This window comes from Burkholderia pyrrocinia, from assembly GCF_001028665.1.
Lineage (GTDB): Bacteria > Pseudomonadota > Gammaproteobacteria > Burkholderiales > Burkholderiaceae > Burkholderia > Burkholderia pyrrocinia.
Map to the genome: position 1 here is coordinate 3,300,230 of NZ_CP011503.1, position 24,223 is coordinate 3,324,452.

Consider the following 24,223-nt stretch of genomic DNA (forward strand, 5'->3'; position numbering starts at 1 on the left):
CGGCGTGCGGCGCGGCTGCGTAGCACTCGCCTTGCGACGAGCGCACGCATCACTTGCCGGCCTTCGCGGCCGCCTTCTGCGCGGCCTTCTCCTTCATCTGCCCGAACAACTCGGAGCACGGCACGTCCTTGTTATTGCTCGGCGCGATCAGCGGAATCAGCGCCGCGAACGGGTTGATCAGCCCGAGCCCGACCATCGCGCCGGCACGCAGCGCGAGCGCGCCCGCATCGACACCGACGTTCGGGTTCTTGAACGTGCCCTTCGCATACAGCGGCGAGCGCAGCGAGAAGATCCGGAAACCCTTCGTATGCGGATGGATCTTCAGGTCGAGCGTCTCGTCGCGCAGGCTGATCGGGCCGTCGACGTTGATCAGCGCGTCGTCGGTATCGAGCGCGAATACCTTCGGGTCGAGAATGCCGTTGGTCGCGACGAAGTCGATCGCCGCGCAGTTGATCTTCACGTCGTTGTTGCCGAACAGCTTCTCGTAGACGACGTTCGCGACGTTCAGCCCCGCCGCTTCCATCAGCAGGCGGCTGATGCGGCCGTCGGTGACGAGCGCCTTCACTTCGCCGGTCGACGTCGCGGCCAGCGCGGCCGGCGAGTTGCCGGTCGCCGACAAAGACGCGTCGCCGTTGATCTCGCCGAGCGCCGACTGCATGACCTTCTGCGTCGGGAACAGCTGCTTGAGCTTCAGGTGCCGCGCGGCCACCGTGAAGCGGCCCTTCAGCGGCGCGCCGCTGCCGTCGAGGTGCGCGGTCGTCGCGAGCGTGCCGCCCGCAACACCGAACTGCAGCGGTTCGAGCGACAGCACGCCGTCCTGCATCACGATGTGCGTGTAAAGGTTCGTGATCGGCAGGTTCGAACTCTTGATCAGCTTGCGGCCCGTGAACTTGACGTCCGCGTCGATCTCGCGCCAGCGATCGGTACGGAACGTCTCGACCGGCAGCACGCGGCCCGGCGGCTGGCGCGTCGTGTCGCCGCGCTTGGCCTTGCTTGCGGCCGTATCCGCGCCGATCACCGGCGCGAGATCGGAGAACTGCAGCAAGTTCGACACGAGTTCGCCCGACAGCTTCGGCCGCGGCTCGCGCTGCTCGTACACCAGCGTACCGCCGAGATCGCTGCCGCCGACGCGGCCGTTGAAGTTCTCGTAGCGGAACGTGCTCGCGTGCCGCTTGAAGTTGCCGATCAGCCGCCCTTCGGTCGCGTAAGGCGGCGTGTCGGGCAGCGTGATGCCGGTGAGCTGGTAAAGGTGCGACATCGACGTGCCCTGCAGCCACAGCCGCAGGTCGATCGCCGCGAGATGCATCGGATCGGTCAGCGTGCCGACGATCGCAAGCCGCGTGTCGCCGGCCTTCACGTCGGCCTGCAGCGGGAACGGCCGCGACGCGTCCTGGATCGCGAGCACGCCGCCGAGCTTGCCGGTGCCGCTGATCGGCACGTTCTTGTAGCGGCCGTCGACCTTCAGCCCGAACGCATAGGTCGGGCCGGACGGCTTCGCGGGCGCCGCGGCGCCGCTTGCGCCGGACGCGGCGGAAGCGGAGGAAGAAGCGGAAGACGCGGACGAAGCCGAAGCAACGACCGACGCACCCGAAGCACCCGACGCCGACACCGCACTCGCAGCCTGCGCACCCGACGCGCTCGACGCGGCTTCCGCGTTGGCCTTCGCGCTCAACTGCGCGGCGCCGCGCTTGCCGACACGCTGCGCGGACGCCTCACGCGACGTCTGTTCCTGTTCCTTCAGCACGTCGCCGAGCGGAATCGGCTGCCCGAGCGTATCGATCGCGACGGTCAGGTCGGCCTTCGTGATCGCGTCGCGATACGTGACGGTGCCCTTCGCGAAGCCGAAGCTGTCGAGCCGCACCTTCCACGGCGACGGCTGCGACGATTGCTTGAACTGGAAGGTCCACGTGTTGCGGCCGTCGGCGAGCCGCTCGAGGTCGACGGCGGGATTCACGACGTCGATCGACGGAATGACGATTTCGTGCGCGAGCAGCGGCAGGATCGCGAGATCGAAATGCGCGGCATCGAGCGTGACGAACCTGGGTACCTTCGCCCAGTCGGGATTGCCGATCTCGAGCTGCGTGGCCGAAAAGCTCGGCCAGGGCACCCAGGCGCGCCAGCCGGTCTCGCCGTCGGGGCGACGCCAGCCGACCTTGAGGTCGCCGTTGATCGCGAACGGGCGGCCGAGTGCCGCACTCACCTGTTCGTTGACCCACGGCTTCGCGCGGTTCCAGTCGAACGTGAAAAGAAAGACGCCGGCCGCCGCGATGAGCACCGCGACGATACCGACGATCCATGCAGCCGATTTGCCGATGGCTCGGGTTAGCGTCATGGCGGTTCCGTTGTTGTTCTGAAGTGTTGCCGCATCATGCCGGGCCGCTTGCGTGGACGAACGGCGCACGACACCCGCGGCTTTTCAATCGGTATTATGACGCACGCCGTAGTGACGTTTCGGCGCCATTAACGCTTTTTTTCATTTGTGACATGACAGCCCCCACCGGCCTCATCGATGCACAGCGCATCACGCGGCGCGACGCCAGCAGCGGCAAGACCCTGCTCGCCCCGACCGATTTCAGCCTCGCAGCGGGATCGCGAATTGCCATCACGGGACCATCCGGATCGGGCAAAAGCGTGCTGCTGCGCGCGCTCGCACTGCTCGATCCGATCGACGGCGGCCACATCCTGTGGCGCGGCAGCCGGATCCGGCGCAGCGCGATCCCGCGCTACCGGCGCAGCGTCGCGTATGTGCGCCAGCGTCCCGCTCAGATGGACGGCACCGTCGAATCGCAATTGCGCTATCCGTATTCGCTCGCGATCTATCGCGACGTCGCGTTCGATCGCGCGCGCGCCGAAGCGCTCGCCGCACGTGCCGGCCGCGGCCCCGACTTTCTCGACAAGCGCGCAAGCGACCTGTCGGGCGGCGAAGCCCAGATCGCCGCGCTGCTGCGCGTGCTGCAACTCGATCCCGATGTGCTGCTGCTCGACGAACCGACGTCCGCGCTCGATCCCGAATCGGCGCGCGCGATCGAAGCGCTCGTCGGCGCGTGGTTCGACGCGGCGCCCGACGCACGCGCGTACATGTGGATCTCGCACGACCCGGCCCAGGCCGCACGAATCGGCACGATGCGGCTCGTGATGCAGGCCGGCGTGCTGCACGTTGCCAACCCGGCGGAGGCTGCGCAATGAGCCCGGCACTGCAGGACCTGAGCCTCGTCGACGTCGGCATCGCCGCCGCGCTCGTCGCTGTCAACGGCGGGATCTCGGCGGCACTGTCGCTCGGCCTCGGCCGCAAGCTCGCGCTCGCGGCGGTGCGCACCGTCGTCCAGTTGCTCGCGATCGGCTATGTGCTCGGCTGGGTGTTCGGCCATCCGCACTGGACCGTCGTGCTGCCGCTCACCGCGCTGATGACGCTGATCGCCGGCTTCGCCGGCGCGGGACGCGGCAAGCGCACGTACCGCGGCCAGCGCATCGACAGCATTGCGTCGATCTGGTTCAGCAGCTGGTTCGTCGCGGCGGTCGGCCTGTTCGTCGTGATCCGCATCCATCCGTGGTATGCGCCGCAATACGCGATCCCGATCCTCGGGATGATTCTCGGCAATACGCTGACGGGCGTGTCGCTCGGCGTCGAGCGGATGATGGAGGAGCTCACGGCACGCCGCGACCGCGTCGAGACCGTACTCGCGCTGGGCGGGACACGCTGGGAAGCCGCGCAGGACGCCGCGCGCCAGGCCGTGCGCGCAGGCATGCTGCCGACGCTGAACCAGATGGCCGTCGTCGGCGTCGTGAGCCTGCCGGGGATGATGACGGGCCAGGTGCTGGCCGGCCAGTCGCCGCTGCAGGCCGTGCGCTACCAGATCGTGATCATGTTCCTGATTGCCGCGGCGTCCGCGCTCGGCACCGTCGGCGCGGTGCTGATGACCTATCGCCGGCTGTTCTCGGCCGATCACCGCTTTCTCGCAGCGCGGCTCGAAGAGCGCGCGCACTGACGCGCGGCGGCGCCGCGCGATGCATTCGCGCGGTGGCGGTCAGCGCGCGCCGCGGCGCTTGCCGACCGCCTTCCGCAACGCGGCCGCGATGTCCGCGTCGGGCGCGAGCCCGTCGACCGACGCGACGAGCCGCACCGCACGCGGTGTCGTCACATAGGCGTGCGCGCCGACATAGCCACCGCTGCCGGCCGAGCGCGTCGTCACGACGAGCGCCTGCGGGGCCCGCGTGCCGAGGTCGGCCGTGTACGCATCGGTAACCGTGCCGTCGCGCGCATGCAGCGCACCGGTCACGTAGTCATCGGTATCGAAGCCGGGGGCAGCATGCGCGGTCGAATACACGCGCACCGCGTAGCTGCCGGTCGAGCACGGTTCGAGTGCGCCGCTCGACACGACCGCCACCTGCTGCCGCGCCGGCAGCTCGACCTTCTTCACGAAACTGCAATCGTCGGCCGCCTGCGCGTGCGCAGAGACGAACGCAGCGGCCAACAGCAGCATGGGCATGCGGAATTTCATCGGGATATCGCTACGGAAGGAGGATGACGATCGCAAGCATAACGTAATATCCGTATGACGTCACGCAGGTCGCCACGCGACGCGCTCGCATCGCGAGCGGTTGCCGCAGCAACGTACTGCTAAGCAAGTTGCGGAGAAGCATCGTGACGGCGACACGCAACGGTCACGTGCCGCCCTGCCCGCCCCGCCAGCAGAATCCGGCGCGCACACCGGACGAAACGCCGGCCCGAGCGCACCGCTCAACGCTTGATCGACACCGTCACCTTCGTGCCGTCGCTCATCGTCACGGCCTTCGATCCGCCGTTGGTCGGAATCGACACCCACTTCACCTGGCTCACCGACACGACGTCCGGGCACTGCAGCGACTTGCCGCCGGCCGTCACGTTGCGCGTGCCCTTCGGCGCGGCCGCCTGGAAGCTCAACTGCACGTTCGCGATCCCCTTCGCGTCGACCGACGGCGCGAGCCGGACCTGGGTCTGGCGCACCATCGCGCCGTTCTCGTCGCGCGGCAGATTATCCGCATTCGGGCAACCGCCCGGCATCGCGACCGCGCCGCTCGGCGGCACCGACTTCCAGTTGAAGTCGTCCGTCTCGCCCGAGCGGATCTTGCGGGTCTCCTGCGTATTGCCGAAGGTCTTCGAGTCGACCTTGACGGTGTATTCGAGCTGTCCCGTACCGCCGCCCTTCAGGCTGCCCTTGACCGGCGGCGCCGCGAATACGCTCGCGCTGACGCACGCCGCCGCGAACACGGCCGACCACGATGCGGCGACCGACAAGCTGCGTTGGCTCATGCTGACCTCCTTGTAATGCGGCGGCACGCGCGTGCCGCGCGGTTTTCGATGCATGATGCGTTGCCAGTCTACCGCCAAGCGGCATGCAATGCGCCGCAAACGCATCGGGTGTTACCCCGCTTGCGTTCGCGGCGCTGCAACCTTACGCGCGCTGCCGGCTCAGAAACCGCTCAGCACGAGCTTGCCGATCGTGCGCCCGGCTTCGAGCAACTGGTGCGCGCGGCGCACGTTCGCGGCATTGATCGCGCCGAGCTGTTCACCGAGCGTCGTGCGCAGCGTGCCGCTGTCGACGAGCCGCGCGACCTCGCCGAGAATCTTGTGCTGCTCGATCATGTCCGGCGTCTCGAACATCGCGCGCGTGAACATGAATTCCCAGTGAAACGCGGCGCTCTTCGCCTTCAGCAGTTCGACCGGCACCGGCTTCTCGTTCTCGACGATCGTGCAAATGCCGCCCTGCGGCCGGATGACTTCCGCGGCGGCTGGGAAATGGCGGTCCGTGTCGTTGAAGATCAGCACGTAGTCGACGTTCGGATGCCCGGCCTCGCGCAACTGCGAAGGCAGATCGCCGAAATGGTCGACCACCGCATCCGCGCCGAGCGAGCGCACCCATTCGGCCGACGCCGGCCGCGACGCGGTCGCGATCACGTGCAGCTTGCCGAGCGTCTTCGCGAGCTGGATCGCGATCGAGCCCACGCCGCCCGCGCCGCCGACGATCAGCACCGACTTGCCTGCATCCGCGCCCTGCGGCGACACGCGCAGCCGGTCGAACAGCGCTTCCCACGCGGTCAGCGCAGTGAGCGGCAGCGCGGCGGCCGCGGCGAAGTCGAGCGTGCGCGGCTTCAGCGCGGCGATCCGTTCGTCGACCGCATGGAATTCGCTGTTCGCGCCGGGCCGCGTGATGCTGCCCGCGTAGAACACTTCGTCGCCGGGCCGGAACAGCGTGACGTCGGCGCCGACCGCGACGACCGTGCCGGCGGCATCCCAGCCAAGCACGCGCGGCGTCTCCTCGACCTGCGGCTTCGGCGCACGCACCTTGGTGTCCACCGGGTTCACGGAAACGGCCTCGACCTTCACGAGCAAGTCGCGCGGCCCCGGCACGGGCTGCGGCAGTTCCACGTCGAGCAAGGCCTGCGGGTCGTCGATCGGCAGATAACGGGTCAGTCCAACGGCTTTCATCACGAAACTCCTTTCAGGGAAACCGGACGGGCCGCGGCGCAGCCCCATGAACGTCATCGTAGGCAACCCGATCCTTCGAGAAAACCGCTATATTTCCTGAAACATTTTCAGGAATTTCAGAATAATGTCGTCCGATCCGATTCCGGCCCCCGACAAGCCGCTCGACCTGCTCGACGTCGCGCTGTTCGTGCGCGCGGCGCTGCTCGCGAACGTCACCGCGGCCGGGCGCGAATTCGGCGTGTCGGCCGCGGTCGCGAGCGCGCGCATCGCGCAGCTCGAGCGCCAGCTCGGCGCGCGGCTGCTGCACCGCACCACGCGCCGCATCAGCCTCACGCAGGACGGCGAGATCTTCATGGCGCGCGCCGACGCGCTGCTGTCAGCCGCCGATGCCGCGCGCGCGTCGGTCGGCCGCGGCCGCAGCGAGCCGTACGGGCGGCTGAAGGTGTCGATGTCGTCGTCGTTCGGCCGTCAGCATGTCGCGCCGGTGATTCCCGCGTTCCTGCGTCGCTACCCGTCGGTGTCGCTCGACTTGCGGCTGTCCGACGAGATCGTCGATCTCGTCGACGACGGCTACGACGTCGCGATCCGCCTCGGCGCGCTGAAGGATTCGACGCTCGTCGCGCGCAAGCTCGCGGTGAACCGCCGCGTACTGTGCTGCTCGCCCGCGTATCTCGCCGAACACGGCACGCCGCGCCATCCGGCCGACCTCGCGCAGCACGAGTGCGTGATCCTCGGCGACCAGCGCTACTGGTCGTTCGCGACGCCGCAAGGCCCGCTGACCGTGCGGGTCGGCGGCCGGCTCGTCGCGAGCAACGGCGAGGCGATCCGCGAAGCGCTCGTCGACGGCTTCGGGATCGCGATCAAGTCGACCTGGGACGTCGGCCCGCTGCTCGCGAGCGGTGCGCTCGTCACGGTGCTCGACGACTATCCGTTCGCCGACGACGTCGCGATCTGGGCCGTCTATCCGAGCCGCGCGCACGTGCCGCTGAAGACGCTCGCGTTCATCGCGTTCCTGGCCGAGCATTTCGGCGACTCGCCGTACTGGGACCGCGCGGACGAGCGATAGGTGCCGGCGTTCGGCTCGCGCCGCGGGCGTGCCGGTTCGAGTCGGGCCTCAGGATTCGTACCTGCCGCGACCGCCCGGCCCGGCCGACCGGCTACAATGGCGCGTTCGCGACGCAACGGCCCGCAGCCGAACGGGGCCGCGTCCGCAGGCGGCCGCCCGTTGGCCGCGCACGCATTTCATTCGCATCCCAATCATCCCGCCATGACCCACAATCTCGTCATCCAGAGTCTTGCGCCGCTGTCGGACGCCCATCACAAACCGCTGCTCGCGCTGTCGCGCGGCACCCGCATCGTGCAGACCGACGATCACGCGCTGCGCGTCGAAAATGCGAACCCGGCGCAGCGCCTCGACATCGACGCGTACTGCGGCACGCACGCACTCGACTTCGCATTCGTCGAGGCCGGCCGCACGCTCGGCGATTTCGGGCTCGTCGTGATGGACATGGATTCGACGCTGATCACGATCGAATGCATCGACGAGATCGCCGATTTCTGCGGGCTCAAGACGCAGGTCGCCGAGATCACCGAAGCGTCGATGCGCGGCGAGATCCGCGACTTCAACGAAAGCCTCACGCGCCGCGTCGCGCTGCTGGCCGGGCTCGATGCGCAGGCGCTCGAGCGCGTGTACGAGGAACGGCTGCAACTGTCGCCGGGCGCCGAGACGATGCTTGCCGGCGTGAAGGCGGCCGGCATGAAAACGCTGCTCGTGTCGGGCGGCTTCACGTTCTTCACCGAGCGGCTGAAGGCACGCCTCGGCCTCGACTACGCGCATGCGAACACGCTCGAGATCGTCGACGGCAAGCTGACCGGCAAGGTGCTCGGCGAGATCGTCAATGCGGACGTGAAGGCGCGCATGCTGCGTGACACGTGCGCGTCGCTCGGCCTCGAGCCGAGCCGCGCGATCGCGATGGGCGACGGGTCGAACGACCTGAAGATGATGGGCGAAGCCGGGCTGTCGGTCGCGTTCCACGCGAAGCCCGTCGTGCGCGACGCGGCGACGGTCGCGTTCGACCACGTCGGCCTCGACGGGTTGCTGCGGCTGTTCTGATCCCGCGCGACCTCGAATGAAAAACGCCGGCGCGATGTTGCATCGCGCCGGCGTTTCGTTTTTCCGCGGGACCTTATCGGCCTGCGATCAGCCGAGCGTGGCCTGCATCGCGCGCTCGATATCCGCGCGCAGGTCGGTTTCGTCCTCGAGACCGACATAGAAGCGCACCAGCGTGCCGCAATGCGGCCAGTCCGGACGCATCGACGCGACGTCGTAAGGCATTGCGAGGCTGCACGCGCCGCCCCAGCTCCAGCCGATCGCGAACAGTTCGAGCGCCTCGACGAAACGGTCGATCTGCTCGGCGCTGTAGCGTTCGTCGAACACCACCGAGAACAGCCCGCCCGCGCCCGTGAAGTCGCGCACGAACGACGCGTGCCCCGGGCAGTCGGCAATCTGCGGGTGCAGCACCGCCGCGATCTCCGGCCGTGCCTTCAGCCATTGCGCGAGCGCGAGCGCGCTCTTGCTGTGCGCATCGAAGCGCACCTGCATGCTCGGCAGGCTGCGCAGCACGAGCGAGCAATCGTCGACCGACACGCCGATCCCGCAGCGCATCCGCGCGAGCTTCAGCTTCGCGTGCAGCTCCGCGTTTGCGGTGATCGTCGCGCCCATCAGCACGTCGCTGCCGCCCGACTGGTACTTGGTCAGCGCCTGCACCGAGATGTCGACGCCGTGCTCGAACGGCTTGAACGCGAGCCCGGCCGAAAAGGTATTGTCGATCGCGGTGACGATGCCGCGCGCCTTCGCGGCCGCCGTGATCGCCTGCACGTCGGGCACTTCCATCGTCACCGAGCCGGGCGCCTCGATCCAGATCAGCCGCGTGTTCGGCTGGATCAGATCGGCGATGCCGGTGCCGACGAGCGGATCGTAGAAGCGCGCGGTGATCCCGAAATCCTTCGCGAGCCAGTTGCCGAAATCCGCGTTCGGCCCGTACACGTTGTGCGGAATCAGCACGTCGTCGCCGGCTTTCACGATGCCGAAGTAGACGTTCATGATCGCCGCGAGGCCCGACGGCTGCAGCAGCGCGTGCGTGCCGCCCTCGATCTCGGCGAGCCGCTGCGCGAGCGCGAGCGACGTCGGCGTCGCATGCAGCCCGTAGCGCCACTGGTTGTCGTTGTGCCAGACGAGCGCGCGCATCGTCGCGAGATCGGGGAACACGACCGTCGACGCACGCGCGACCGGCGGCACGAACGAACGGAAGCCTTCCGGAATGACGTCGTCGGGTTGAACGATGCGGGTTTGCAGCGCGCGCTTGGGAGTGGATGCAGTCATGACAGGAAGCCGGGCACAAGGCCGTTCGGTTGCGGAATATGTCGCTAGATTAGCCAAAATCGGCGCATTTGGCCCGGTACAATGCGCGCCGCGCACGCCGAGCCAGCGCGGGCTCAGTCGTCGGTTCGCAGATTGACGACACCGCCCACCGTCTCGATTTCCTGCACGCGGCCGTCGCGCACCTGCAGCGCCGCGCGCTTGCCCGGCGCCAGGCGCAGCACGACGGGCTGCGGGTCCGATTCGTCCGAGTTCATCCGGTCGGCCTTCAGGTCGCCCGTCGCGTCGAAGCGGCCGACCCACACGCCGGTGATGTTCGTGCCGTCGTTCGATTCCTCGATTTCAAGCGTATCGCCGTCGCGATCGCCCGCGAGCAGGACGACCTCGCCCGTATCGGCGAACTGGTATTCGCCGTGCACGCCTTCCTCGTCCTTCTTCGGGCCGAGATGCACGACGATCGGCCGGTCGCCGAGCGTGCCTTCGTAGCGCGGCAGGCGGGCGAATTCGGGATTCGGCCGCAGCGGCCGCGCGGGTGCCGCTTCATCCTGTTGCGCGCCCGGCGCGACGGCCTGCGCCGCGACCGCACCCGGCAGCGCGATACCCGCCGCCAGCGCGCATGCGACGACGAGCGCCCGTTGCCATTCCGAATATCGACCCACCTTGCGTTGCTCCTTGCTTCAGATTCGCTCGAAAATCGCGGCGATGCCCTGCCCGCCGCCGATGCACATCGTCACGAGCGCGTATCGGCCGCCGATGCGCTGCAACTCGTACAGCGCCTTGACGGTGATCAGCGCGCCCGTCGCGCCGATCGGGTGGCCGAGCGAAATGCCGGACCCATTCGGATTGACCTTTGCCGGGTCGAGACCCAGCTCTTTCGTCACCGCGCATGCCTGCGCGGCAAATGCCTCGTTCGCCTCGATCACGTCGAGATCCGCGACCGTCAGCCCCGCGCGCTCGAGTGCCTTTTGCGTAGCCGGCACCGGACCGATTCCCATGTAGGCCGGATCGACGCCCGCATGCGCATACGCGACGAGGCGCGCGAGCGGCTTTGCGCCGCGCTTCTCGGCGACGCCGCGCTCCATCAGCAGCACCGCGGCCGCCGCGTCGTTGATGCCCGACGCGTTGCCGGCCGTCACCGTGCCGTTCTCCTTCACGAACACGGGCCGCAGCTTGGAGAAGTCGTCCAGGCTCGCGTCGTGGCGCACGTGTTCGTCGTGATCGAACACGACCGGAGTGCCCTTCTTCGAGCCGATCAACTCGACCGGCAGGATCTGGTCCTTGAAGTAGCCGGCCTTCGCCGCGTGCGACGCGCGACGGTGCGATTCGAGCGCGAGCGCGTCCTGCGCGTCGCGCGAAATACCGTACTTCGCGGCGACGTTCTCGGCCGTCACGCCCATGTGGATCGTCTGGAACGGATCGTTCAGCGCGCCGACCATCATGTCGACCGCGCGCATGTCGCCCATGCGCTGCCCGAAGCGTGCAGCCGGAATCGAATACGGCGCGCGGCTCATGTTCTCCGCGCCGCCCGCGATCGCGATGTCCGCATCGCCGAGCAGCACGCCCTGCGCGGCCGACACGATCGCCTGCAATCCCGAACCGCACAGCCGGTTGACCGTGAGCGCCGGCGCATGCTGCGCGACGCCGCCGTTGATCGCGGCGACGCGTGCGAGATACATGTCCTTCGGCTCCGTGTGCACGACGTTGCCGAACACCACATGGCCGACCTCGTCGCCCGACACCTGCGCACGCTGCAGCACTTCGCGCACGACTTGTGCGCCGAGTTCGGTCGGCGCGATGTCCTTCAGGCTGCCGCCGAAATCACCGACCGCGGTACGCACGCCGCTCACCACCACCACTTCACGTTGCATGTTGCCTCCTCATCCTGCTCTTCGAATGAATCGATCGTGCGGGGCCGTGGCCGGCGTGCGTGTGCCGCGTCAGCCTTGCATCAGGCGCTCCACCGCATCGCGGTGCGGAATCGGCGCGACCGCGCCATAGCCCGTCGTCGACAGCGCCGCCGCCGCGTTCGCATAACGCGCCGCCGCGAACGGATCGTCGCCCGCGACGATCCGCGCGACGAAGGCGCCGCCGAAGCAGTCGCCCGCGCCCGTCGCGTCGACGGCCTCGACCGCGAAGCCCGGCACGACGCGCCGCTCGTTCGGCGTCGCCACATACGCGCCGTCCTTGCCGAGCTTCAGTGCGACGACCTGCGGCCCGTGTTCGAGCATTGCGTCGACGATCGCGTCGCGATCGTTCGCGCCCGTGAGCGCCGTGACGTCGTCCCAGCTCGGCAGGCAGATGTCCGTCTGGCGCAGCGCCTCGCGCATCACCGCACGAGCGCGCGGCAGCGGCCACAGCTTCAGGCGCAGGTTCGTGTCGAAGCTGACCTTCGCACCGTTACGGCGCGCATGGTCGATCGCCGCGAACGCGGCGTCGCATGCGGCCGTGCTGATCGCGAGGCTGATGCCCGACAGGTGCACGGCCTTCGCGGCCGCCAGCGCGTCGAGCGGCAGGTCGCCCGCCGCATAGCGGCTCGCCGCGGAGCCCGCGCGCAGATAGTCGAACTGGTGGCCGTCGGCGCCGTGCGTGACGAAATACACGCCGGTCGGCGCCGCGCGGTCGAGCCGCACGTACGTCGTATCGACGCGCTCGGCGCGCCACATGTCGGCCAGCAGGCGGCCGAACGGGTCGTCGCCGATCGCCGACACGAAGCCCGTCGACGCACCCTGGCGTGCCGCCGCGATGCAGAAGTTCGACGTGTCGCCGCCGAAGCCCTGCAGGAATTCGGGACGGCCCGGCTGCGACTGGTTGAATTCGATCATCGCCTCGCCGAGCGCGAGGATCTCCGGAAATGCGGCGGTCATTGCTTACACCTCGCCCCACAGATCGTGACCGTCTGCGCCCGTGATCTTCACGGACACGAAATCACCGACCTTGTAGCGCTTCGATGCCTTCGTCGCCGGCTCGACATAGACGACGCCATCGATCTCCGGCGCATCGGCTGCCGTGCGGCCGATGCCGCCTTCTTCGCTGACTTCGTCGATCAGCACCTTGAGGGTCTTGCCGACCTTGCGCTGGATGCGGTTCGCCGACACTTCCTCGGCGACTTCCATGAAGCGCGCGCGGCGCTCTTCCCGGACATCGTCGGGCAGCGCGCCGTCCAGTTCGTTCGCGGTCGCACCTTCGACCGGCGAATACGCGAAACAGCCGACGCGATCGAGTTCCGCCTCGCGGATGAAGTCGAGCAGCGTTTCGAACTGCTCTTCCGTCTCGCCGGGGAAGCCCGCGATGAACGTGCTGCGGATCGTCAGGTCCGGGCAGATCTCGCGCCACTTCTGCACGCGCTCGAGCACCTTCTCGGCGTTCGCGGGACGCTTCATGCGCTTCAGCACGTCGGGGTGCGCGTGCTGGAACGGCACGTCGAGATACGGCAGCACGTGGCCCTTGAACGGACCTTCGGCCATCAGCGGAATCACTTCGTCGACGCTCGGATACGGATACACGTAGTGCAGGCGGACCCACGCGCCGTACTGCGCGGCGAGTTCGCCGAGCGCGGCGACCAGGTCGGTCATGCGCGTCTTGATCGGCTTGCCGTTCCAGAAGCCCGTGCGGTACTTCACGTCGACGCCGTACGCGCTCGTGTCCTGCGAGATCACGAGCAGTTCCTTCACGCCCGACTTGAACAGGTTCTCGGCTTCCAGCATCACTTCGGCGACCGGACGCGACACGAGATCGCCGCGCATCGACGGGATGATGCAGAACGTGCAGCGATGGTTGCAGCCTTCGGAGATCTTCAGGTACGCGTAGTGGCGCGGCGTGAGCTTGATGCCGGCCGCGGGCACGAGGTCGACGAACGGGTCGTGCGGCTTCGGCAGGTGCGAATGCACGGCCTGCATCACTTCGCCCACCGCGTGCGGGCCAGTGACGGCGAGCACCTTCGGATGGACTTCCTCGATCAGGTTCGAGCCGCTGGCGCTCGACTTCGCGCCGAGGCAGCCGGTGACGATCACCTTGCCGTTCTCGGTCAGCGCTTCGCCGATCGCGTCGAGGCTTTCCTGCACGGCTTCGTCGATGAAGCCGCAGGTGTTCACGACGACGAGGTCGGCGCCGTCGTAGGTGCCGGAGATTTCATAACCTTCGGCGCGCAACTGGGTGATGATTTGTTCGGAGTCGACTAACGCTTTCGGGCAACCAAGCGAAACGAACCCTACTTTAGGGGATTGGGACATCTGGATGTGTGGGGGCGTGGCAGCAAAAGCGTGAGTTTACAGCGATTTAGGGGCGGCGAGCCAAAACAAGCGGGGGAAAACGGCCACGGAGTACGGGATCGGACAGGCCGCCAGATCAGCGGTGGATCGGGGGATGGGGGTTGATACCTCCCGTTCTCTCCGGGACGAGGGTCTGTCGGCCTATCGACAGCGGTACGTCAGGCAAGGCGCGCTTGGCGTATTGCTGCGCGCCGTCGAGGACAACGAGGTGCCGACCGACTTGGTCCTGAAGTCGAGGGTCTGAATCGCCCAAGCCTCGCCAAGTGGCTACAGGCTCAGGCGCGGTTCGCGCAGATCATGAACGCCAGCCTCCCTGTCGTGACGGCCAGCGACGGCCGCGCGTACAACCGCGAGCAGCTGAAAGCGCTACCGATCGGTCGTTTGCTGGCTGCACGAAGGCCGCGTCGGCTGTACCGGCGACCGGTACTTGATGCCCCTATGTGAGCGTTTCCGCGCTCCGTGGGACAGCATCAACACTGCGTGCGGCCACTGCCGGGAAATGAACCCGTGGGTCCGGATCATCGTATTCGAATGTAAGCGAGAACCACGGCAATGACGAAGCCGACCGAGATTGCCCGCACGGACAACGTGCCGTTCGTCGCGCCGATCACCAGCACGATCAGCACGGTCAGCTTTCACGGGTTGCGGCTCGCGACGCCGGACGGCGAGCCGGCGACGCTCACAGTGATCGATATGTAAAGGCGCATCATCGACTCAGGCCCGAACGTCACACGCGCAGTTCGAGATGACGCGATCAGGTTCTGTCGATGTTTCCTGATCGGCAGCAAATATCTTCGCGGATGATCAAAGCGGGCCCCTGCATGAGAACAACGGCGCTTCGGCGCCGTTTTCGTTACGCCTGCCACTTAGCGCTTCGAGTGATCGAGCGTCGGCAATTCCATTGATCGCGCTACGTCCAGATCGCGTGGGCGCGTAATCGAGTGTAATGGCTCTGCCGCATGAACAAGACTACGTTTATTGCACGTGATTTTTCAAATTTCACGTGCCGGCCCAAATAAATCGGCCGGTCCAGCTCCATTAATAATCCTGAGGGTCATATCATGAATGACGAAAACCGGCTTGTTGACGAAGAAAACAACCAAGACATTTCCACTGCCGTCGCCCAGACAACGAATTGGCCTGCAATTGCCACGTTCAATGGGAAGTTGTACTTGGTACACAAAGCTCAAGGTAGTACAAAAATGCAGTACCAAACATATGATGGTACGACCTGGACGCGCCCTGCCCCGGTCAACAACATCGACACGACCAATCAAGCCATTGCATTAGCAGCACTCAACAATAATCTGTATATGGCTCACAAAAGTTCCGGGACCGACACCCAAGTTTATTACAACTCAACCAATGGCACACAATGGGGGAATGACAGGGGCGTTCAGAATTGCAGAAGCGACAATCCGGTCGCACTGACGTATTTCAAGACGAAGCTGTACCTGGCGTTCAAACAGGCCTCCGGCACCAACATTTACACCACGACATTCGACGGCTCGAGCTGGGCGCCATCGCCGAACCAAGTCCTCTCGGGCGTCGCCAGGACCACCCAGGCGGTTGCATTGGCCGCATTTGGCACGAAGTTGTACTTGGCGCATAAAGGGGCCACCGACTCCAAAATTTTCTACACGTCGTCATCCGATGGCATTAACTGGGCAACGGAGAATATCGTACGACCCGAAATTGTCTCGACCAACGTGCCTGTTGCAATGGCGGCATTCAACGGGAATCTTTACCTGGCGTATAAAGGTGCCCCCGACTCCAACAACAACATCTATTACACATGGACCTCGGATGGTGTTAACTGGCAATTCCCGCGGGAACTTCTCCTGGGTGTTGCCCAGACCACCGAACCGGTTTCATTGACTGTGTTTAACAACACTCTTTATTTGGTGCACCAAAGCGCCTCCGACTCGAGCATTTTTTACACGTCGACGTCCGATGGCGTTAACTGGCAACTGGAGCAACCGATCCCCTATGCATCAATGGAAGAACAATGATGCCACTCATCGCCAACGCGATTATTTGCGAGGTCTTCTCTTATCCCCGCCGGCCCGCTAGCGAGTCCGCATAAGAGGTCAGGCACGCATACGGCCGATAGCTGCAGCTTGGCTATCGGCCGACGCGACCAGCGCGGGAGCTGCCAGCCATCTGCCCGTCAACGCGGCCGCGCGCAAGTCTTTGCACAATTCAAACTGCCATACTGGTCAAGGTTATATTTAATAACTTCGACCACCCCGAGGGATACGAACCCAACTTTGGGGGATTGGGACATCTGGCGTGTGAAGGCGGGCCGTCAACAGCGTGGGGTTACAGCGATTCATCGGTCAGCGAGCCCAAGCCGGCGGTTGCGACGATACGGACCACGACGTCAATGTGCGCCTCGCGCGGCCGCCCCGAGTCGATAGCCGAACCAGATCCGTCCCTTTCAGGGCGACGCAATGAGATGACGGGCACGATCGGCGAACGCCACCGCGCCGGAATCACCCCGGAATCGCCCCGTGACTATGCGAAAATCGCAGCGTCCGCTCTCTTCAATTACCCAACGGGGTTCGCATGACCACCCACATCACGATCGAATTCACCGAGCACGCTGCCGAAACCATCGGCGAACAAACCAGCACCAGCTTTTCCTACGATCAAGGCGCGCACGTGCCGCAGCCCGGCGACTTCGTCGAACTCGAGAATTCGCGGCAGACGTTTCTCGTGATCGGCCGCGTGTTTTCGCTCAAGGCCAACTACAGCGCCGTCAAGCTCGTGCTCGACCTTCCTCCGCACGACGACGAGCAAGGATTCCCGGCGCTGTGAAGCAATCCGGGCCGGTACCGTCGACGTTGCCGCCGGCATTCGCACACGTCCGGCCCGCGTTGCGTGAAATCGCTCGAGCGACGAGGCCGTAAAAAAGCCCGCCGGAGCGGGCTCGATCCAGTCCTGCCCTCACGGAAACATCGCCGCGGTCAGACACCGCTCGAACCACACCGCATCGTCGCCATCGCCGATCGGCCACATTTCCGCATCGAGTTGCGGTAAACCGGTTGCCGGCGCGGACGCACGCTTATCGTCACCGGACACCCCCGCGCGCATCCACCCCGATTGCGCGCCCCCGTTATCGCACGCATGCCCATGCGCCTGCGCCTCGCAGAACGCCACCGGGCGCACTTTCCCACCATCGGCCGCGCTCACCGAGCGGTACTGATAAACCGCGCCGGTCGCCCAGTCCTCGCTCTGGCTGCAAACCCGTGCACGATGCTGCACATGAACCGCGCCGAAACACGCATATGAAACGTGCGCGCCACGCGCATCGTCCGGAATGAAATCGCAGTTTCCATCGAAACCGGTCAACGGGCCGCCCGTGTATTTCGCGAGCCACTGGCGCTCGGCCAGCGCTCGCGCGTTCAGTCCTTTACCGGACTGATCGGCCAGCTCGGCGGTGCGCCGGTCGATTGCCTTGCGCACTTCGTCGACGGCCAGCGGATGGCCATCGTAATCGGCGTTGAGCCGGTTGTTGCGCGCATCGATCCAGCGGCGCTGGCTGCGCACCAGCATGTCGTGGATAGCGGCGTCCGGCGCGGCCTTCAGCGCGCCTGCATAGGCCGAATTCATTCGCGCATCGGCCGCACGCAACGCACCGTTCGCACAGATGCGCTTCTCGATCGGCTGAGCGGCTTTCACGCAATCCATCGCAAAGCCCGGAACGGCCAGGCCAACGCCAAACATGAACATCGCAGCAAGACCGGCCAGCCTGCCGGCCGATGCCATTCGAATCCCTCGCATGCTTTCTCTCAGTGGGTTTGTTTTTCTCAGCCGCACCGCGTCGACGCGGCATCGAACATCTTGTCGTGCCCGGGACCCGATACAGCGATTCGCCAAAAGCCGCATCGACACATCGCGTCTCGGCCGTATCGGATGCGGCAGGCAGACACCCGCATCGGCACAAGCGCGCACGGTCGGGCGCAGCGTGTCCCGGCATTCTATTCGCTTGCTGACTGGATCTCGATCGACTGGACAACGGTCATGCCCGCCCCATACGCGGCGCAAGCATGTCGTGCCGACGATCATGAACGATCGTCGGCGATATCTTCCGGCAGGCGGCAGCCGCGCATCGTCGTGCCCGGGCACGCGATCGGCCGCCCCGCGCCACCTTGCTTCGCGGCACCGACGCCCGACGGCTCGCGCCGCCGCGGCCGGCCGGCCGCGAATCGCTACTTCTTCTCCGGCTCCGACGCGCCCGGCTGCTTGAACGGGAACGTGCTGAACATCGACTTCGCCTGGTTCTGCATCTGCTCCTGCATCTGCACGAACATGTTCTTCGACTGCTCGATGTAGCTCGTCATCATCCCTTGCATCATCGGCGCCTGCATGTTCATGAACTGCGACCAGACTTCCGGATTCATCGCGTTGCCTTCGTACAGATTCTTCGACTGATCCGCGAGCTTGTTCTGGATGTCGATGAACGCCTGGATGTTCTTTTCCAGGTACGTGCCCATCATGCCCTGCATCGCGTGACCGTAGAAACGGATGATCTGCGACAACATCGACGACGAGAACATCGGCACGCCACCGCTTTCCTCTTCGAGGATGATCTGCAGGAGGATGCTGCGCGTCAGGTCTTCGCTGGATTTCGCGTCGACGACCTTGAAATCCTCCTGCTCCAGCACGAGTTGCTTCACGTCGGTGAGCGTAATGTACGTGCTTGTCTCGGTATCGTAGAGCCGGCGGTTCGGGTACTTCTTGATGAGCCGTTCGGCCGTCTTCTTTGTAGTAGTCATGTAACGCCTTTCAGTGCAGCGTAGCGCAAGTGACGAATCCCCGCCGCCCGAATCCGGGAGGCGGGGGCCTTCGGAACACACCCGGCTGCGCGGCCACCCGGCCCGCGCAGCCCGGGCGTTCAGCCCATGTGCAGGCCGCCGTTCAGCGAGAAGTCGGCGCCCGTCGCGAAGCCTGAATCGTTCGACGCAAGCCACGCGACGATCGAGCCGATTTCCTCCGGCCCGCCGAGACGCCGCACCGGGATCGTCGCGACGATCTTCTCGAGCACGTCGGGGCGGATCGCCTTCACCATGTCGGTGCCGATGTAGCCCGGCGACACGGTGTTGACCGTCACGCCCTTCGTCGCGACTTCCTGCGCGAGCGACATCGTGAAGCCGTGAATGCCGGCCTTCGCGGTCGAATAGTTGGTCTGGCCGAATTGCCCCTTCTGACCGTTCACCGACGAAATGTTGATGATCCGGCCCCAGCCACGCTCGACCATCCCGTCGATCACCTGCTTCGTCACGTTGAACAGGCTCGTCAGGTTGGTGTCGATCACGGCGGTCCAGTCTTCGTGCGACATCTTGCGGAACACGACGTCACGCGTAATGCCCGCGTTGTTGACCAGCACGTCGATCTCGCCGACTTCGGCCTTGACCTTGTCGAACGCGTCCTTGGTCGAGTCCCAGTCGCCGACGTTGCCTTCCGACGCGATGAAATCGTACCCGAGCGCCCTCTGATCCTCGAGCCATTTCACACGGCGCGGCGAGTTCGGGCCACAGCCCGCGACGACCTTGAAGCCATCTTTCAACAGACGCTGGCAGATGCTGGTGCCGATGCCGCCCATCCCGCCCGTTACGTACGCAATTCGCTGAGACATAGATCTCACTCCATTTTTTTGGTTTCGAGAGCTGCCGGAGGCCCGCTCTGACTTCACGTGGCGCCGGCCGAAACCGCAATCGGCCGGCGCCCGGATTCGGTTCGCCGGTAACGGACGACCGGTTACGGACGCTCGACCGCGAGCGCGACGCCCATCCCGCCGCCGATACACAGCGACGCCAGCCCGCGCTTCGCATCGCGCTTGGCCATCTCGTGCAGCAGCGTCACCAGGATCCGGCAACCCGACGCACCGATCGGGTGACCGATCGCGATCGCGCCGCCGTTCACGTTCACCTTCGACGTGTCCCAGCCCATCTGCTTGTGCACCGCCAGCGCCTGCGCCGCGAACGCTTCGTTGATTTCCATCAGGTCCAGGTCGCCCGGCGTCCAGCCCGCGCGCTCCAGGCACCGGCGCGATGCCGGCACCGGGCCCATCCCCATCACGCTCGGATCCACGCCCGCGTTCGCGTACGCCTTGATCCGCGCGAGCGGCGTCAGGCCGAGCGCCGCCGCCTTCTGCGCCGACATCACCAGCACCGCCGCCGCGCCGTCGTTCAGGCCCGACGCGTTCGCCGCCGTCACCGAACCGTCCTTCGAGAACGCCGGCTTCAGCCCCGCCAGCGATTCCGCCGTCACGCCGTGACGCACGAATTCATCGGTCGCGAACTGCAGCGGCTCGCCCTTGCGTTGCGGAATCGACACCGGCACGATCTCGTCGTCGAAGCGCCCGGCCTTCTGCGCGGCTTCCGCCTTGTTCTGCGACAGCGCCGCAAACGCGTCCTGCTCTTCGCGCGTGATCCCGTATTCCTTCGCGACGTTCTCCGCCGTGATGCCCATGTGGTACTGGTTGTACACGTCCCACAGGCCGTCGACGATCATCGTGTCGACCAGCTTCGCGTCGCCCATCCGGAACCCGTCGCGCGAGCCCGGCAGCACGTGCGGCGACGCGCTCATGTTCTCCTGGCCGCCCGCGATCACGATCTCCGCGTCGCCCGCGACGATCGCATTCGCCGCCAGCATCACGGCCTTCAGGCCCGAGCCGCACACCTTGTTGATCGTCATCCCCGGCACTGCCGCCGGCAGCCCGGCCTTGATCAGCGACTGCCGCGCCGGGTTCTGCCCCGAGCCGGCCGTCAGCACCTGGCCCATGATCACTTCGCTCACCTGCTCCGGCTTCACGCCGGCGCGCTCCAGCACCGCGCGGATCACCGTCGCGCCCAGCTCCGGCGCCGCAATCTTCGCAAGCGAGCCGCCGAATTTGCCGACCGCGGTCCGCGCGGCCGATACGATCACTACGTCCGTCATTTCCCTTTCCTCCAGGCCCGCACGACACGGCGCATCGTTACCGGCCCTGTTAAAAAAACTGCGGTGCATCGGACAGCGTGCGCCGCTGTCCGGTTTTCGTCAATCGCGCTGCAACACGTAGCGGCCCGGCGCCGGCTCGATCACCGGGAACTGCGCGGAACCGGGCTTGGCGGGCGGCGCCACCTTACGGCCGCCGTACTGGTCGAGCCATTCGACCCACGTCGTCCACCAGCTTCCCGGCTGCTCGGTCGCACCGGCGAACCAGTCGTCCGCGGCTTCGGGCAGGTCGCTGTCGTTGACCCAGTAGCTGCGCTTCTTCTTCGCCGGCGGATTGATCACGCCCGCAATGTGACCCGACGCGCCGAGCACGAACTTCAGCGGGCCCGACAGGATCGACGTCGACGCGTAGGCCGTCTGCCACGGCACGATATGATCCTCGCGCGAGCCATAGATGAAGGTCGGCACGTCGACCAGCGACAGGTCGACGGATTCGCCGCACACGGTCAGCGCGCCCGGCTCGCGAAGCTTGTTCTCGAGATAGGTATTGCGCAGGTACCACGCGTACATCGGGCCCGGCAGGCTGGTCGAATCGCTGTTCCAGTACAGCAGGTCGAACGGCGCCGGCGTGCGGCCCTTCAGGTAGTTGTCGACGACGTAGTTCCACACGAGGTCGTTCGGCCGCAGGAACGAGAACGTGTTCGCGAACTCGACGCCGCGCATCAGCCCCGGTTGCGTGCCGTTCTTGCCGCCGATGGTCTGCTCGCGCATCTGCACGTGCGCCTCGTCGACGAACACGTCGAGAATGCCGGTGTCGGTGAAGTCGAGCATCGCGGTCAGCAGCGTCATCGACGCGGCCGGATGTTCGCCGCGCGCGGCGAGCACCGCCAGCGCGGTCGCGAGCATCGTGCCGCCGACGCAGAAGCCGAGCGTGTTGATCTGTTCGCGGCCGCTGACCTGCTGCACGGCATCGATCGCCGCGAGCAGCCCTTCGTTCATGTAGTCGTCCCACGTCTTGTGCGCGACCGATGCATCCGCATTGCGCCACGACACGAGGAACACCTGATGGCCGTTCGACAGCGCGTGCGCGACGAGCGAATTCTCGGGCTGCAGGTCGAGGATGTAGAACTTGTTGATGCACGGCGGCACGATCAGCAGCGGCCGCTCGAACACCTTGTCCGTCTTCGGCGCGTACTGGATCAACTGGATCAGGTCGTTCTCGTAGACGACCGCGCCTTCAGTACACCCGAGGTTCTTGCCGACCACGAACTGCGATTCGTCGGTCTGCGAAATCTTGCCGCGCTGCAAGTCGCCGAGCAGGTTCATCATCCCCTGCCGCAGGCTTTCGCCCTGCGTCTCGAGAATCGATTTCTGCGCGTCGGGATTGAGTGCGAGGAAGTTGCTCGGTGCGGCGGCGGCCGTCCATTGCTGGACCGTGAAACGGATGCGCTCGCGCGTCTTCGGATCGGTCTGAAGCGCGTCGGCCAGTTCCTGCAGGTAGCGTGCGTTGAGCAGATACCAGGCAGCCGCGAACGCATGCGCCGGCGACGCCTTCCACGCATCGCCGCTGAAACGGCGGTCCTTCAGTTCGGGCGACTCGAGCTTCGCGGCGGCCGCTTGCTGCATCAGCGCCATGCAATCGCGCGCGTAGTCGGCCTGCAGCGTCTGCAACCGTTCGGGCGGAATCGCGGCAACCGGCAGCTTCAGCCCCGCGAACGGCGACGCCATGCTGCCCAGATCGGGCATCGACGGCACCTGGAACGGAAACGAAGTCGGGAACTGGAATGTCGCGAACGGATTGACGGTGGCCGACGCAGTCGCGGCGCGCGCCGGATCTGCAAAACCGCGCCACGCGTTCAACCACGATTCGAACATCTGCTGCATCGGCTGGGCAACCGGATCGAAGCCGGTGCTGCCTGCGGAAGTGCCCGCCTGAGCGGACGTCGACGAATTTTTCGATGCTGTCATTACCTGCCTTACCGGTGATTCGTGAGCGTCTATCGTGAAATCCTGCTCGCGCGCGGCGTGCCGGCTGCGAGCCGGGCCGTCATGCTCTGGAGAGGCGTCTCCAGATTCTGCCGCAGTGCGGTATTTTTATCATTATCGTTTTCCCCATGTGAAGCGCCATGTCAAACCGCTGAACATTTCTGCACGGAGATAATCCGTGCGCAACAGACGGGACAAGGGTTCCGGCGAAACATAAAATATTCTGATCGACTTGACTTCGGGATTTTTCATTCAACTGCGCATGCAACGCCGTATTGCCGCCTAAATATCGAGATACCCGATTTCGCGGCGCAACAAAACCATGCGCGCATGCGCATGCCGTCAATCCGCCAGCCAGATCGCCGCCGCCATGCGGCCCGTCACCCGGTCGCGCCGGTACGAATAGAAGCGCGCTTGTTCGGCGAACGTACAGGCCGTTCCGCCGCTCACGTTCGCCACGCCCGCACGCGCGAGGCGCAGGCGCGCGAGCGCATAGAGATCGGCAAGAAACTTGCCGGGCGTGCCGTCGATCGCGACGAACGCATGACGGGTTTCATCATGCTCTGACTGCGGGGCCGTGTCGAGAAACGCGTCGCGCACGTCGGCGCCGACTTCGAACGCCTGCGGGCCGATCGCCGGCCCGAGGTACGCATGAAGCGTGTCCGTCGCGCCGCCCGCCAGCGCCGCGACGCGCGCCGCGGTCTGCTCGACGATGCCGGCCGCGAGCCCGCGCCAGCCCGCATGCGCGGCACCGACCGCCCGGCCCTGTGCATCGCACAGCAGCACGGGCAGGCAATCGGCCACCATCACGACGCAGACGGCACCCGCCCGGTCCGTGACGCTCGCGTCCGCCTTCACCGGCGCCGCGGCCGCGGGCGCCGCCGCGATCACCTCGTCGGCGCGCACGATCTGCGCGCCGTGAACCTGCTCGAGCCATGCCGCGCTCGACTGGCCTGCCAGCGCGAGCAAGCGCGCGCGATTCCCGGCGACATGGCCGGGATCGTCACCGGTATGCAGGCCGAGATTCATCCCGCCTGCCAACGCCGCACCATCCTGCCAGCGCCCGTACGGGCCTTCGCTCACACCGCCGTCGCGCGTCGTGATCAGCGCACGCACGCGCGGCGACACCTGCCAGTCGGGCTGCACGCAGTCCTGCCACGTCAACGGCGCCAGGTTCGTCAT

At 66.1% G+C, this 24,223-nt stretch carries 22 protein-coding genes; 7 read left to right on the top strand and 15 right to left on the bottom strand.

The genetic code is table 11. The annotated features are described in order from the left end of the window. Window positions 1-49: 49 nt before the first annotated feature. Window positions 50-2,332: an AsmA family protein gene (locus ABD05_RS15025; protein ID WP_047900807.1), complete on the bottom strand. Its 2,283-nt coding sequence runs from the start codon at window positions 2,330-2,332 to the stop codon at window positions 50-52. Window positions 2,333-2,484: 152 nt separating this feature from the next. On the opposite strand from ABD05_RS15025, the gene ABD05_RS15030 reads away from it, so the two are divergent. Both ABD05_RS15030 and ABD05_RS15035 read left to right on the top strand, forming a co-directional pair. After that, a complete protein-coding gene (locus ABD05_RS15030; protein WP_047900808.1) occupies window positions 2,485-3,186 on the top strand; it encodes an ABC transporter ATP-binding protein in 702 nt (233 codons plus the stop codon). After that, window positions 3,183-3,986 carry an ABC transporter permease gene (locus ABD05_RS15035; RefSeq protein WP_047900809.1) on the top strand — a complete coding sequence of 268 codons (804 nt, stop codon included), beginning with the start codon at window positions 3,183-3,185 and terminating at the stop codon, window positions 3,984-3,986. The genes ABD05_RS15030 and ABD05_RS15035 overlap by 4 nt, the downstream gene beginning before the upstream one ends. A 39-nt stretch (window positions 3,987-4,025) precedes the next feature. On the opposite strand, the gene ABD05_RS15040 is transcribed toward ABD05_RS15035, so the two are convergent. From ABD05_RS15040 to ABD05_RS15050, 3 genes are all read right to left on the bottom strand, one after another. Next, the gene (locus ABD05_RS15040) at window positions 4,026-4,499 is read right to left on the bottom strand and encodes a PliI family lysozyme inhibitor of I-type lysozyme (RefSeq protein ID WP_047900810.1); all 474 of its coding nucleotides are present in this window, start codon (window positions 4,497-4,499) and stop codon (window positions 4,026-4,028) included. A 239-nt stretch (window positions 4,500-4,738) separates the two neighbouring features. Continuing rightward, window positions 4,739-5,290, bottom strand: a complete 552-nt coding sequence (locus tag ABD05_RS15045; RefSeq protein ID WP_047901240.1) for a DUF6013 family protein — start codon at window positions 5,288-5,290, stop codon at window positions 4,739-4,741. Between the two features lie 159 nt (window positions 5,291-5,449). Continuing rightward, a complete protein-coding gene (locus ABD05_RS15050) occupies window positions 5,450-6,466 on the bottom strand; it encodes a zinc-binding alcohol dehydrogenase family protein (protein WP_047900811.1) in 1,017 nt (338 codons plus the stop codon). A gap of 124 nt (window positions 6,467-6,590) precedes the next feature. On the opposite strand from ABD05_RS15050, the gene ABD05_RS15055 reads away from it, so the two are divergent. Together ABD05_RS15055 and serB are read left to right on the top strand one after the other, a co-directional pair. Next, window positions 6,591-7,532 (top strand): LysR family transcriptional regulator, encoded by a 942-nt coding sequence (locus tag ABD05_RS15055; protein ID WP_047900812.1) that lies wholly within the window; start codon window positions 6,591-6,593, stop codon window positions 7,530-7,532. 201 nt (window positions 7,533-7,733) lie between these two features. Beyond that, window positions 7,734-8,579, top strand: coding sequence for a phosphoserine phosphatase SerB (gene serB, locus ABD05_RS15060; RefSeq protein ID WP_047900813.1), 846 nt, complete (start codon window positions 7,734-7,736; stop codon window positions 8,577-8,579). Window positions 8,580-8,666: 87 nt separating this feature from the next. On the opposite strand, the gene ABD05_RS15065 is transcribed toward serB, so the two are convergent. From ABD05_RS15065 to rimO, 5 genes are all read right to left on the bottom strand, one after another. Next, the gene (locus ABD05_RS15065; RefSeq protein ID WP_047900814.1) at window positions 8,667-9,848 is read right to left on the bottom strand and encodes a cystathionine beta-lyase; all 1,182 of its coding nucleotides are present in this window, start codon (window positions 9,846-9,848) and stop codon (window positions 8,667-8,669) included. Window positions 9,849-9,961: 113 nt separating this feature from the next. Continuing rightward, a complete protein-coding gene (locus ABD05_RS15070; protein ID WP_047900815.1) occupies window positions 9,962-10,504 on the bottom strand; it encodes a hypothetical protein in 543 nt (180 codons plus the stop codon). Between the two features lie 18 nt (window positions 10,505-10,522). After that, on the bottom strand, window positions 10,523-11,713 hold the full coding sequence (gene bktB, locus ABD05_RS15075; protein ID WP_047900816.1) for a beta-ketothiolase BktB: 1,191 nt from the start codon (window positions 11,711-11,713) through the stop codon (window positions 10,523-10,525). A gap of 69 nt (window positions 11,714-11,782) precedes the next feature. Next, window positions 11,783-12,709, bottom strand: coding sequence for a sugar kinase (locus tag ABD05_RS15080; protein WP_047900817.1), 927 nt, complete (start codon window positions 12,707-12,709; stop codon window positions 11,783-11,785). Between the two features lie 3 nt (window positions 12,710-12,712). After that, entirely contained in the window at window positions 12,713-14,074 is a 1,362-nt protein-coding gene (gene rimO, locus ABD05_RS15085; RefSeq protein WP_047900818.1) for a 30S ribosomal protein S12 methylthiotransferase RimO, read from the bottom strand. Window positions 14,075-14,665: 591 nt separating this feature from the next. On the opposite strand from rimO, the gene ABD05_RS38930 reads away from it, so the two are divergent. From ABD05_RS38930 to ABD05_RS15100, 3 genes are all read left to right on the top strand, one after another. After that, complete coding sequence (locus ABD05_RS38930) at window positions 14,666-14,812, top strand: hypothetical protein (protein WP_238594080.1); 147 nt, start codon at window positions 14,666-14,668, stop codon at window positions 14,810-14,812. Between the two features lie 362 nt (window positions 14,813-15,174). Then, window positions 15,175-16,125: a sialidase/neuraminidase family protein gene (locus tag ABD05_RS15095; protein ID WP_047900819.1), complete on the top strand. Its 951-nt coding sequence runs from the start codon at window positions 15,175-15,177 to the stop codon at window positions 16,123-16,125. A 556-nt stretch (window positions 16,126-16,681) separates the two neighbouring features. Next, window positions 16,682-16,933, top strand: a complete 252-nt coding sequence (locus ABD05_RS15100; RefSeq protein ID WP_047900820.1) for a hypothetical protein — start codon at window positions 16,682-16,684, stop codon at window positions 16,931-16,933. Between the two features lie 129 nt (window positions 16,934-17,062). Here ABD05_RS15100 and ABD05_RS15105 read toward each other — a convergent pair whose 3' ends face one another. From ABD05_RS15105 to pgeF, 6 genes are all read right to left on the bottom strand, one after another. Beyond that, window positions 17,063-17,884: a lysozyme inhibitor LprI family protein gene (locus ABD05_RS15105; RefSeq protein WP_238594081.1), complete on the bottom strand. Its 822-nt coding sequence runs from the start codon at window positions 17,882-17,884 to the stop codon at window positions 17,063-17,065. A gap of 443 nt (window positions 17,885-18,327) precedes the next feature. Continuing rightward, window positions 18,328-18,894 (bottom strand): polyhydroxyalkanoate synthesis repressor PhaR, encoded by a 567-nt coding sequence (gene phaR, locus ABD05_RS15110; RefSeq protein WP_011352239.1) that lies wholly within the window; start codon window positions 18,892-18,894, stop codon window positions 18,328-18,330. Between the two features lie 119 nt (window positions 18,895-19,013). Then, window positions 19,014-19,754, bottom strand: coding sequence for a 3-ketoacyl-ACP reductase (locus tag ABD05_RS15115; protein WP_047900822.1), 741 nt, complete (start codon window positions 19,752-19,754; stop codon window positions 19,014-19,016). Window positions 19,755-19,876: 122 nt separating this feature from the next. After that, the gene (locus ABD05_RS15120) at window positions 19,877-21,058 is read right to left on the bottom strand and encodes an acetyl-CoA C-acetyltransferase (RefSeq protein ID WP_047900823.1); all 1,182 of its coding nucleotides are present in this window, start codon (window positions 21,056-21,058) and stop codon (window positions 19,877-19,879) included. A 99-nt stretch (window positions 21,059-21,157) separates the two neighbouring features. Beyond that, on the bottom strand, window positions 21,158-23,023 hold the full coding sequence (gene phaC, locus ABD05_RS15125; protein WP_047900824.1) for a class I poly(R)-hydroxyalkanoic acid synthase: 1,866 nt from the start codon (window positions 23,021-23,023) through the stop codon (window positions 21,158-21,160). A gap of 360 nt (window positions 23,024-23,383) precedes the next feature. Beyond that, window positions 23,384-24,223 (bottom strand): peptidoglycan editing factor PgeF, encoded by an 840-nt coding sequence (gene pgeF / locus ABD05_RS15130; protein ID WP_047901241.1) that lies wholly within the window; start codon window positions 24,221-24,223, stop codon window positions 23,384-23,386.

Bases quoted from the DNA above. Each gene is read 5' to 3' on its own strand.
- phaC (WP_047900824.1), bottom strand. From the start codon at position 23,023: ATGACAGCATCGAAAAATTCGTCGACGTCCGCTCAGGCGGGCACTTCC.
- rimO (WP_047900818.1), bottom strand. From the start codon at position 14,074: ATGTCCCAATCCCCTAAAGTAGGGTTCGTTTCGCTTGGTTGCCCGAAA.
- ABD05_RS15100 (WP_047900820.1), top strand. From the start codon at position 16,682: ATGACCACCCACATCACGATCGAATTCACCGAGCACGCTGCCGAAACC.
- ABD05_RS15035 (WP_047900809.1), top strand. From the start codon at position 3,183: ATGAGCCCGGCACTGCAGGACCTGAGCCTCGTCGACGTCGGCATCGCC.
- ABD05_RS15095 (WP_047900819.1), top strand. From the start codon at position 15,175: ATGAATGACGAAAACCGGCTTGTTGACGAAGAAAACAACCAAGACATT.
- bktB (WP_047900816.1), bottom strand. From the start codon at position 11,713: ATGCAACGTGAAGTGGTGGTGGTGAGCGGCGTGCGTACCGCGGTCGGT.
- phaR (WP_011352239.1), bottom strand. From the start codon at position 18,894: ATGACTACTACAAAGAAGACGGCCGAACGGCTCATCAAGAAGTACCCG.
- ABD05_RS15080 (WP_047900817.1), bottom strand. From the start codon at position 12,709: ATGACCGCCGCATTTCCGGAGATCCTCGCGCTCGGCGAGGCGATGATC.
- ABD05_RS38930 (WP_238594080.1), top strand. From the start codon at position 14,666: ATGACGAAGCCGACCGAGATTGCCCGCACGGACAACGTGCCGTTCGTC.
- serB (WP_047900813.1), top strand. From the start codon at position 7,734: ATGACCCACAATCTCGTCATCCAGAGTCTTGCGCCGCTGTCGGACGCC.
- ABD05_RS15105 (WP_238594081.1), bottom strand. From the start codon at position 17,884: ATGGCATCGGCCGGCAGGCTGGCCGGTCTTGCTGCGATGTTCATGTTT.
- ABD05_RS15030 (WP_047900808.1), top strand. From the start codon at position 2,485: ATGACAGCCCCCACCGGCCTCATCGATGCACAGCGCATCACGCGGCGC.
- ABD05_RS15115 (WP_047900822.1), bottom strand. From the start codon at position 19,754: ATGTCTCAGCGAATTGCGTACGTAACGGGCGGGATGGGCGGCATCGGC.
- ABD05_RS15065 (WP_047900814.1), bottom strand. From the start codon at position 9,848: ATGACTGCATCCACTCCCAAGCGCGCGCTGCAAACCCGCATCGTTCAA.
- ABD05_RS15045 (WP_047901240.1), bottom strand. From the start codon at position 5,290: ATGAGCCAACGCAGCTTGTCGGTCGCCGCATCGTGGTCGGCCGTGTTC.
- ABD05_RS15050 (WP_047900811.1), bottom strand. From the start codon at position 6,466: ATGAAAGCCGTTGGACTGACCCGTTATCTGCCGATCGACGACCCGCAG.
- ABD05_RS15055 (WP_047900812.1), top strand. From the start codon at position 6,591: ATGTCGTCCGATCCGATTCCGGCCCCCGACAAGCCGCTCGACCTGCTC.
- ABD05_RS15040 (WP_047900810.1), bottom strand. From the start codon at position 4,499: ATGAAATTCCGCATGCCCATGCTGCTGTTGGCCGCTGCGTTCGTCTCT.
- pgeF (WP_047901241.1), bottom strand. From the start codon at position 24,223: ATGACGAACCTGGCGCCGTTGACGTGGCAGGACTGCGTGCAGCCCGAC.
- ABD05_RS15120 (WP_047900823.1), bottom strand. From the start codon at position 21,058: ATGACGGACGTAGTGATCGTATCGGCCGCGCGGACCGCGGTCGGCAAA.
- ABD05_RS15025 (WP_047900807.1), bottom strand. From the start codon at position 2,332: ATGACGCTAACCCGAGCCATCGGCAAATCGGCTGCATGGATCGTCGGT.